At 69.0% G+C, this 9,266-nt stretch carries 7 protein-coding genes and 2 pseudogenes; 3 read left to right on the top strand and 6 right to left on the bottom strand.

Translation table 11 applies throughout. The features are described 5' to 3' along the window. The first annotated feature begins 11 nt into the window (after positions 1 to 11). Positions 12 to 1,385 carry a PP2C family protein-serine/threonine phosphatase gene (locus OG747_RS24020; protein WP_405881394.1) on the top strand — a complete coding sequence of 458 codons (1,374 nt, stop codon included), beginning with the start codon at positions 12 to 14 and terminating at the stop codon, positions 1,383 to 1,385. An 84-nt stretch (positions 1,386 to 1,469) separates the two neighbouring features. Here OG747_RS24020 and OG747_RS24015 read toward each other — a convergent pair whose 3' ends face one another. The 4 genes and pseudogenes from OG747_RS24015 to OG747_RS24000 form a co-directional block, all read right to left on the bottom strand. Beyond that, complete coding sequence (locus OG747_RS24015) at positions 1,470 to 1,808, bottom strand: DUF2516 family protein (RefSeq protein ID WP_405885644.1); 339 nt, start codon at positions 1,806 to 1,808, stop codon at positions 1,470 to 1,472. Between the two features lie 195 nt (positions 1,809 to 2,003). Further along, positions 2,004 to 2,657, bottom strand: coding sequence for a hypothetical protein (locus OG747_RS24010; RefSeq protein ID WP_405881393.1), 654 nt, complete (start codon positions 2,655 to 2,657; stop codon positions 2,004 to 2,006). Positions 2,658 to 2,759: 102 nt separating this feature from the next. Continuing rightward, positions 2,760 to 3,263: a helix-turn-helix domain-containing protein gene (locus OG747_RS24005; RefSeq protein ID WP_405881392.1), complete on the bottom strand. Its 504-nt coding sequence runs from the start codon at positions 3,261 to 3,263 to the stop codon at positions 2,760 to 2,762. A gap of 200 nt (positions 3,264 to 3,463) precedes the next feature. Beyond that, positions 3,464 to 4,041, bottom strand: a pseudogene (locus tag OG747_RS24000) (DUF1062 domain-containing protein). A 783-nt stretch (positions 4,042 to 4,824) separates the two neighbouring features. Between OG747_RS24000 and OG747_RS23995 the strand changes: the two are divergent. Both OG747_RS23995 and OG747_RS23990 read left to right on the top strand, forming a co-directional pair. After that, a pseudogene (locus tag OG747_RS23995) lies at positions 4,825 to 5,013 on the top strand (transglutaminase domain-containing protein); the annotation flags it as partial. Between the two features lie 373 nt (positions 5,014 to 5,386). Continuing rightward, on the top strand, positions 5,387 to 5,770 hold the full coding sequence (locus tag OG747_RS23990) for a zinc-binding dehydrogenase (RefSeq protein WP_405881391.1): 384 nt from the start codon (positions 5,387 to 5,389) through the stop codon (positions 5,768 to 5,770). Positions 5,771 to 5,890: 120 nt separating this feature from the next. Here the strand turns inward: OG747_RS23990 and OG747_RS23985 are convergent, their stop codons facing one another. Together OG747_RS23985 and OG747_RS23980 are read right to left on the bottom strand one after the other, a co-directional pair. Then, positions 5,891 to 8,035: a phosphotransferase gene (locus OG747_RS23985; protein ID WP_405885643.1), complete on the bottom strand. Its 2,145-nt coding sequence runs from the start codon at positions 8,033 to 8,035 to the stop codon at positions 5,891 to 5,893. A gap of 227 nt (positions 8,036 to 8,262) precedes the next feature. Beyond that, positions 8,263 to 9,231, bottom strand: a complete 969-nt coding sequence (locus OG747_RS23980; RefSeq protein ID WP_405881390.1) for a GntR family transcriptional regulator — start codon at positions 9,229 to 9,231, stop codon at positions 8,263 to 8,265. Positions 9,232 to 9,266 lie beyond the last annotated feature (35 nt).

The raw sequence follows: 9,266 nt of genomic DNA, 5'->3' as shown, positions 1-9,266 counted from the left end.
GAACCCACAAGATGCCCGTACCCATACCGCGGCAGAGAGCGATCCCGGCCGCGGAGAGTGGTCAGGCTCAAGGCGCGTTCTCACCCGGCGGCCCCTCCGGAGACGCGACCGGGAGCCCGTCCGGGACAGCACCGGCGCCCCACGCCCCCACGACCCCGGTCGACAGCACCACCAACCTGACCCTGCTGGTCATCGAGGACGACCCGGCGGGTTCGCTCAGCGTGCCCGAAATGCTGGACGCGGCCGGCAAGCCCATCCGCATCCGCACCGCCCGCAACCTCACCGAGGCCGCGCGGCTGCTCACCGACGACGTCCACTGCATCCTGCTCGACCTCGCGCTGCCCGCCCCCGGCCGGGCGGCCGCCGAGAGCAACGACGAGCTGACCACGCTCAAGCACGTGCTGCGGCTCGCGCCCCGGCACGCCGTCCTCGCGCTCACCGCGTCCGGGGACGCCGAGCGCGGCGCCGAGGCGGTGCGCGTCGGCGCCCAGGACTATCTGCTCCGCGACGAGCTGGACGGCCGGCTGCTGAGCCGCGCGATCCGGTACGCGGTGGAGCGGAAACGTTCCGACAAGGCTGAGCGACGACTCACCGAGTCCAGGCTGCGCGCCCAGGAGAACGCACGCCTGGAGCGTGGCCTGCTGCCGACCCCCCTCCTGGAGGGCTCCTCGCTCCGCTTCGCCGCGCGCTACCGCCCGGGCCGCTCCCGCGCCCTGCTCGGCGGCGACTTCTACGACACGGTCCGTACATCCGACGGCACCGTGCACGCCATGATCGGCGACGTCTGCGGGCACGGGCCCGACGAGGCGGCGCTCGGCGTGGAGCTGCGCATCGCCTGGCGGGCGCTGACGTTCGCGGGCCTGTGCGGCGACGAACTCCTGTCCACCCTCCAGCAGGTGCTGGAGCACGAGCGCGAGAACGACGAGATCTTCGCGACGCTGTGCACGGTGGACATCGCGCCGGACGGCCGCCGCGCCGGGCTCTGCCTGGCCGGTCACCCGTCCCCGCTGATCTCCCGCCCCGGCCTCCGCCAAGGTCTCGGCCCCGCTCGACCAGGGGGAACCCCCGTCGTCGAACTGCTGCCGTACGAGAACGGCGGCCCGGCCCTCGGTCTGCTGCCCGGCGCCCGCTGGCCGCGCCAGCAGGTGGAGCTCGGCGGCGAGTGGAGTCTGATGCTCTACACGGACGGCCTGATCGAGGGCCGCGTCGGCGAGGGCAGGGAACGGCTGGGCCAGGACGGCATGGTGGAACTCGTCCGCCGCCGGCTCGCGCAGGGCCTGGCGGGCGAGGAGCTGCTGCGGGCGACGGTGAACGAGGTCAGGGACCTCAACGGCGGAGAGCTGACGGACGACGTGGCGGTGCTGCTGCTCGACCGGGCGCCGTAACCGTCGTACGCCTACAGGCTCGTCGTACGCCTACAGGCTCGTCGTACGCCTACAGGTACAAGGACGACTACAGGTACGAGCTGGTCAGCGGCCGCCGTTGTAGGGGCCGTACGGGCCGTCGCTGCTGCTTCCGCCGCGGCGGCCCCGGCCACCGCCGGAGACCTGGCGCAACGCGGGGCGTACGTCCACGAAGAAGACGATCGTGGCGACCAGCCCCGCGATCTGCAGGAAGATTATCGGGACCAGCAGGTTCACGGCCACTGTGATGCCCAGGATGATCAGCCAGAACATCTTGTTCTGCTTGTCGGCCGCGCGGTACGCGTCCTCGCGGGCCACCGCGGCCATCACCAGTGCCACCACGGCGAGCACCAGCATGGCAAGGAAGATCAGCGACATAAAGCCGCCGAATGCCGTCAAGAGCACTATGCCCACCGCCCGAGTCGAATCGTCTCTACGGCCACCGTACCCGGAGAACGGGCCGGGAACTCGGAGAGTGCCCGGCCCGTCTTCACATCGCGACACAGGCGCCGTGACTGCGTCGCTTCCTACTTCTCGTACTGCTCGTACTAGTTCGTACTGCTCCTGCTGCTCCTGCTGCTCTGACTTCGCCTGCCGCTCTTACTTCGCGGGCGGCGTCGTCTTCTTGGCGACGGGCTTGCGGGCCGGGGCCTTCTTCGCCATGGTCTTCTTGGCCGGGTCGGGCTCGGCGGCGGCAGCGGCCGGCTTCTCCTCCGCCTTGACCTCGACGGGCTGCGGCTTCGGCTCGACGGCCACGGCCAGTTCTTCGATCTCCTCGGCGGCCTCGCCGCGCCAGGTCCTCACGGTCTGCTCGCCGTGCTCGGCGACCTTCTCGTACGTCTCCCGGGCCTTCACGGCGTACTCGGCGGCGACGCCGACACCGCGCAGGGCGAAGTCCTGGGCGGACTCACCGAGCTTCTTCAGGTCGGTGTCGAGGGTGCTGATGAACTCCGTCACCTTGGCCTGGAGGTTCTCCTGCGCCTCCCTCGCGCGGGTGGTGGCCTCCCTCGCGCGGGTGGTGGCCTCCTTGGCGCGGGTGGCGGCCTCCTTGGCGCGGGTGGCGGCCTTCTCCTGGACGGCGTTCGAGTCGATGTTCTTCACGGTCTCAATGCGCGCCGGGGCCTCGGCACGGATCTGCTCCACGAGGCCGGGGACCTTCTTCGCCTGCTGGACGGCCAGGTCGGCGGTGCCGGCCAGGAAGTACAGCGGGGTCGGGTCCGTGGCGGCCTTGCGGATGTCGTCGGTGATGGCCATGGTGATGGTCCTCCCGGAGTCGCTTTCAGCTGAGGGTTTTGGTGTTCCGCGGCGAGACCGGCCGACCCGTGGAGGGCCCGGCGATGTTGCTCGTGGTTCTCGTCAACTGGCGGTCTGCTGCGGATCGGCATCGCTGCCGTCGGCCGTGCGGGGGCTGCGGACGGCGGTGTCCGGCGATTGCTGGGTGTCCGATATGTTCTGTGCCTTGCTCTGGGTCATGTCCTGGGCCATGCCCGGCGTGATCTCGAATCCGTTCTCCTTGCGGAAGGACTCGTAGATCTGGAGCAGCACCTGCTTCTGCCGCTCGTTCAGCGTGGGATCGGCGAGTATGACGGCACGCGTCGCACCTTCGCGTCGGTACTCCTCCCCGTCCCGCTCTGCATCAAGGATCCCGGCCCGCACGTACAGCGTCTCGGCGGAGATCCGCAGCGCCTTCGCGACCTGCTGCAACACCTCCGCGCTCGGCTTGCGCAGCCCGCGCTCGATCTGACTCAGATACGGATTGGACACCCCGGCGGCGTCGGCGAGCTGCCGCAGCGACAGTTGCGCGCTGCGCCGCTGCTCGCGCAGATACTCACCGAGATTGCCGACGTTGAGCGATGCCATGTCTCCACCTTGCCGCACCCTTGCTAACAATTGCAAGCACCCGCTTGCAAAAGTGCGCTACGCCACGCACCCGTTCCGGTGAGGCTGAGCACGATAGGTGTCGTATTTGCAGGACAACTGTCGTCGCCCTGACTCCAGCATGTCGCCAGGGCCTGTCCGGCGGATCGGATACTGCCGGACAGGCCCCGGGCCGGAAGGACTCAGCGCTTGAGCATGAAGGTGAAGTCGCCCGAGAGCTCGCCGCCCAGGTGGACTGTCGACACGAGGTTCCCCTCGGCGAGCAGTCTCTCGACCTAGGCTCGCGAAGAGCCGAAACCTTCGGCGCTCAGACGCACCGGTCGCACAGGTATCCCCGCCGCAAAGCGGACCGAGACCAGGCCACCCCCGGCACAGGCGCCCACCGGCCGCGGTGCGCCCGGTGCGGCGGCGGACCGTACGGCGACTGCCAGGCCGGCCGCTCGGTTCGACCCGAGCCGCCCACGTCGCGGCGCCGTACGACCGGGTCCTGGAGCAGCTCGGCTGCCAGGCCGGGGTCGTTGTCGTGCAGCAGGTTCAGGACCTCGGGCCGTACGGAACGCACGTTCATCCGCTCCAGGACAGTGACCTTGGCGGTGTCCCCGCACCCGGTGCACAGCGCGAGGAGCCAGGCGTCGAGGAGCTCGTGGTTCGCGTTGACGCGGAATTTGCCGTTCGCCCGGAAGCGCCCGGAGGCGCACGTGTGGCAACGGCGGAGAACGATCGGCAGGCAGGTGGGCACGACCACCCAGTTCTTGGACACAGAAATACACCGGTTCCAGTGAGAAGACCGCAGCGAAAAGGAGCGCGGCGCACATGTGCGACGCACGACGGATCAGCGCTCGGGGGGTCTCACTTGGTGTACAACGGCACGTCCTTGACAGGGCGACTGCGGGCGGGAGAACGGTAACGGCACACGAGAGTGCGGTTCCACGGATTTTCGGGCAGTTGGCGATACCTCGTGGCGGGCCCCCGTGCCACCCTCGACCCACCGGACATGCCCTAGTGGCGCCGGCCCGCAGCACAACCACGAAGGCCGACTCGCCCTCCAGGCCGCGAAGAACTGCGGCAACGCCGACCCGGTCTCCCAGCGGATCAACCTCGATGACGTCCGCGAGGCCCGCCTGGGGGCCGAAGCAGCCGTCGACCGCGGCCTTCACTTCGTCGCCGCGACAGGTCCGAAGGCGATGCCGGGAGATGAGGGAGCAGGCGAGTTCGGCCACGCAAGCCGGGAAGGCCCACCGAGGCAGCAGCAGCCCGTGAGGGATCCCACAAGCCGCTCGACCGCTGGCGCGAGGACGCCAACAACGCGGTCCTTGTGTCAGACCGGCCCTCTACGATCCCCGGTCATGACCGATGACGCGCTCGACTACTCCCAGCCCGGTCCGCTCACCCGCCTAGCCGCCGAGAATTAAGGCTCGCCGAGGGGCTGCCGGACGACCCGGTCGGTATTTGTGCTGCCGTACAGAGCTTGGTCATCCAGCCGACCGACGCCGCCGCGCTCGGCGTTTCCGAAGAGCGGCTCGCGGAGAAGGACATCCGGCCGGTGAACGAGCTGGTCGTCACGCTGACTGCGCTGGACCCCGCTCCCCTGCACCACGCCCGGACACCCGAGAAAAGGGTGGTGGGAACATGCCGCCACTTCGCCACCATCGCCTGCGCGATCCTGCGGGCGCGGGGCATCCCCTCCAGGGCCAGGTGCGGCTTCGGCACCTGCTTCCTGGAGGGACGCGGCCTCGACCACTGGATCACCGAGTACTGGAACGTCGGCGAACGGCGCTGGGTACGCGTCGACACGGAACATCTCGGCCACGGCTACGTCGAGCGCCCGGAAGACCTCGCACCGGGCGAGTTCCTGACCGGTGGCGAAGCGTGGATCCAGCACCGCAAGGGTCTGATCGATCCACACCTGTTCGGGGTCGTCGGCACCGATCACGCTTGGGGGCCTGCCGAGATCAGCGGCAATGCTGTCCGCGACCTTGCGGCCCTCCGCAAGCGGGAGATGCTGCCCTGGGATGAGTGGGGCCGAATGACCGAGGCCTACGAGGACAAGACCGGCCCCGACTATGACCGGCTCATCGACACCGTTGCCGATATCTGCGCCGGAGATGATCCGATGGCTCTGGCTCGTCTGTTTACCAGCGAGGACTTGCGACCTGGGTGCCGCCGCCCTGCCGTTGACGGCCGACGGCGGCCGTTTCTCGGCGCACGGGGCGGCCTCGGGCGGCTTCTCCCCCCTCGACGCGGAGGAGGCCGCCCGCCGGGGGATCGAGCTCTTCGGCATCGGCGACGTGCAGTTCGCCCCCGCCGACCTGCGCCGCTTCACGTCCACCGCCTACAGCGAGGCCGCGGCGGGGCGGCTGCGGCCGGTGATCGGGGAGGTGTTTCCGCTGGAGCGGGCGGGGGACGCACATGCGGCTGTTGAGGGGCGGGGGTTGGTGGGGAAGGTGGTGTTGGAGGTGTCGGAGGCGTCGCAGGCGTCGCAGGCGTGAGGGAACGCCGGCTCGGCGGCGACGACAGACTCCACAAGTCGTCGAGATGCTTGTTCCAGTGGCGACGACGGACTTGGAGTCGTCGCCGACCTCCCCGTGCCGACGCTCGCGGCGGAAAGGTCAGGCGCCCGCGGAGCCTCCGGCTGTCCGTTGACCGCGATGGTCTCCCTGCGGCAGCGCACGGGCAAGATAGGGGTTGGCCGTCAGTTTGCCCGGGAGCCCCAGGGCCGCCGTGGCGTCCGCCAGAGTCATCGCGTAGGCATCCACCGCACGGCGGACGTTGGGGGCATCGAGGCTGTCGCCGGTCACCAGGCGGTCGAGGTCCACGAAGGCCGAACGGATGACCTCCATGGAGCGGTAGACGCGCCAGTCCTCGAGCCAGCCCTTGGTGCAGTCCTCCGGCAGCAGACGGGACCAGCGGGAGAACAGCCGCGCACGGATCTCGGGCCGTGTCGGGGTGAGATGGATATGGCGGACCAGGTCGTGCAGCGGATCGCCGACCGTCGCCATCTCCCAGTCGATCAGCGTCAGACCGCCGTCCTCCCGGCGCACGAGATTCCACGGGTTCAGATCGCCGTGCAGGAGTACGGACCTACGGGGGACCAGGTTGTGGCGGTCCAGGAGCTCACCCAGCCGGTAGCCGCTGGGCAGCCCGAGTTCCCGCGCCAGATCCCGGGTGGCCTTGGGGAGTTCGGTCACCATGTGGACCAGCTCGTCCCGTAGCCCCAGGTAATAGGTGTGCCCTCGCATCTCGGGGTCCAGCTCGTCGCAGTCGACGTGGGTCAGCGCCCCGAGCTGGTCCACGAGATCGTCCGCCTCGTGCGGCAGAAGTCCCTCCGCCGGGTGCTCCGGGGGACGAAATCCGGCTCCCGGGCCCTCGTAGGAGTGGATCGTGAACTCGTCCCTCAGGCCGCTGCTGCCCAGGGCCAGCACTTTCGGCGCCCGTACCGCGGCCCCCGACCGCTCGATCGCTCCCAGCACCGCGTGCTCGTTCAGGAACCGGCGTTCCCTGGGGGTCACCGCCCCCACCTTTCGGCGCACCATCACCGGGAACGGGACCCCCGACACCCGTACCGCCGTACTGAGATGGGCCGTTCCCTTGAACACCCGCTCCGCGGAGGCGGCACCCTCCTCGAACAGCGCTTCTCGCACCGCCCGTTCGGGGAACCTGGGGTGCTCGGCCACCCGCGGGTCGCGCTGCCAGACGATCTGCGAGACAGACCTGTCCCGGCTGTGCCGGCCCCCATGGGACTCGTTCCATCGAAAGAGAATGCGTTCGATCTCGTGCTCCCCCGGCACGCTCTTGAGCCGCAGCGGCTCCTCGGCCGCCACCAGTGCCCGGTACACCGACCGCGTCGCGGCGTCCAGGTCCCGCTGGTCGAAGGAGTCGCCCAACGCGTTCGCGGCACGCATGACGTCGGGATAGACCGACTGGGCCCTCTCGAAGGCGACGTAGTGCTTCAGGTCCCGGTCCATGCCGTAGACGGCCTTGCTGCGGCGCGCGCTCATGGCCTCACGCCAGGCTTCGACCACCTCGTGCCACTGATGGTCGGGGTACTGCATCCGCACCAGGTGAGTGGCGAGGTCGTGCAGCGGGTCCCCGTAGCTCGCCAGCTCCCAGTCGACGCAGATCAGGGGCGGGGCGCCGTGGTAGGAGACGATCACATTGTCCCGGTGCAGGTCCGTGTGGAGCAGGCCGAAGGGACGGCTGATGAGGTTCGGCACCCGCTCCGCGAACCGCACCATCGCGTCCTCGGGAATGCCCAGCATCGCGAACAATCCGCCGAACACCGCCCAGTTGGGCTGCCTGATCTGTTCCTCGGCAGCGAACGCCAAGGCCCGCAGAAAGGCTCGGCTGTCCCGGCTCGACCGGGGCCAGGACATCGGCAGGGGCGGCAGTTGCTGCCTGCGCACCTGCGTCATGTCCGCGAGGAGACCCGCGAGAGCGGTGATCAGGTCGGAGTCCACCGGCTTGCCGTTGGGGCAGATGCTGGAGAGGGGTACGCCATCCACATAGCTCAGGACAGCGGTCCCCCGGCGCTTGACCAGACAACGCGGGACATGCGGAAGCACACCACAGATCGCGTTGAGGATCTCCGCCTCGTCCTGCCAGGTCCTGATGACCACGGGCAGCACCGATCGAATCCGCTCCCGCACCGTGACCGGCTGTCCGTCGTCGCAGGCCACGAGACGGGCATCGCCTTCCGTGAGCGGCCGCACCATGTAGTTGAGATTGTGGTGCCCGCGACTGAACGACCCCAGCATCCGGGCATAGCGCACGAATCTGTCGTACGCCTCGTCGTCCGCCCCTGGCAGAGCGGGCTTACCGAGATTTAGCGGACCGCCCACGGGTCACTCCTGAATAACTGTGCGTCGCAGCCGATGTTCATGCGCCGCAAGAGAGGTGAGCACACCTTAGTGCCCGCGCACGAAGGCCGCTGAGCGGAACGGGGCAATCGGTGGCCACCTGAGAGGCATACCACTCGTGGGCTTCAGGGCTTCTCGGCGAGGAGGTTCCAGCATGAGTCGAACCAGGCCTGCATGCTCTCCATGAACACCGAGCCCGTCGAGTCCGGGTCGCCCTCGTCATTGACGTGCCGGGTCAGCGTGGACCCGAGGCCGAGTACGTCGATGGCATCGACCTCCGTCTCGTCGTCCAGGAGGATGGTGCGCTCCAGGACCTCATAGGGCCCGAACAGCGCCTCGACACCTGGCCGCAGATAGAGCTTGAACGGCGGGGCCAGCGGTACGTACCGGATGTCCACTCGCACATCGGGCACCAGACCCTCGGTCTTCAGGTCACGCAGAGCCGTGCGCAACGAGATCGTGTGCCGGCCGGTGATGGAGCGGAACCGCTCCCGGAGCTGCTCCTGCAACTGGTCCAATTGTCCTGGATTCCGCTCCGGGTCCGGCTTCCGCTCCTGCTCATGCCCCTGTCGCGACTCCCGCCCCTGCTCCCGCTCCACATCCTCGTCCGGCTTCTTCGCGCGGGGATACGGAAGCTCGAGCGACTTCGACGGCAGCAGCATGCGCAGCTCAATGCGCTCGGGCTGTACCTCTCCGAGGCGGATGCGCTCGGCCTGCAACCGGATGTGAGCGTTCAGGGACTCGGAGGTGAGGGTGAACACGTCCAGCTTCACGACTTTCTGGGCGAAGGCCCGGGCGATGAAGGTACCCAGCGCCGCGCGCACCCGGGGCTCCTCCTTCTTCGGCGCCCTCAGATGGATCGGGGTGACGACCCGTGTTCCGCTGCCCTGACGGGACTTGACCCACCCCTCACTGTTCAGCTCCCGTATCACGCGCTGCACGGTGTCGCGGGAGACCTCGAACTCCTCGGCCAGTTCACGCTGCGGCGGCAGGTGGGAGTCCGGTGCGTAGGTACCGTCGGCGATACGGGAGCGCAACTCCTCCAGGACGCGCGCGAACTCCGTACCACCTCCGTCACCGCGTTCCTCGCTCACATCGCGACCGTACCTCGCCCAGTCCACAGGCAAAC

Source organism: Streptomyces sp. NBC_01384, from assembly GCF_045040035.1.
In the GTDB taxonomy this organism is placed as follows: Bacteria; Actinomycetota; Actinomycetes; order Streptomycetales; family Streptomycetaceae; genus Streptomyces.
Note: the sequence above shows the minus strand (reverse complement) of the source record. Positions and strands in the feature narration are given on the sequence as shown.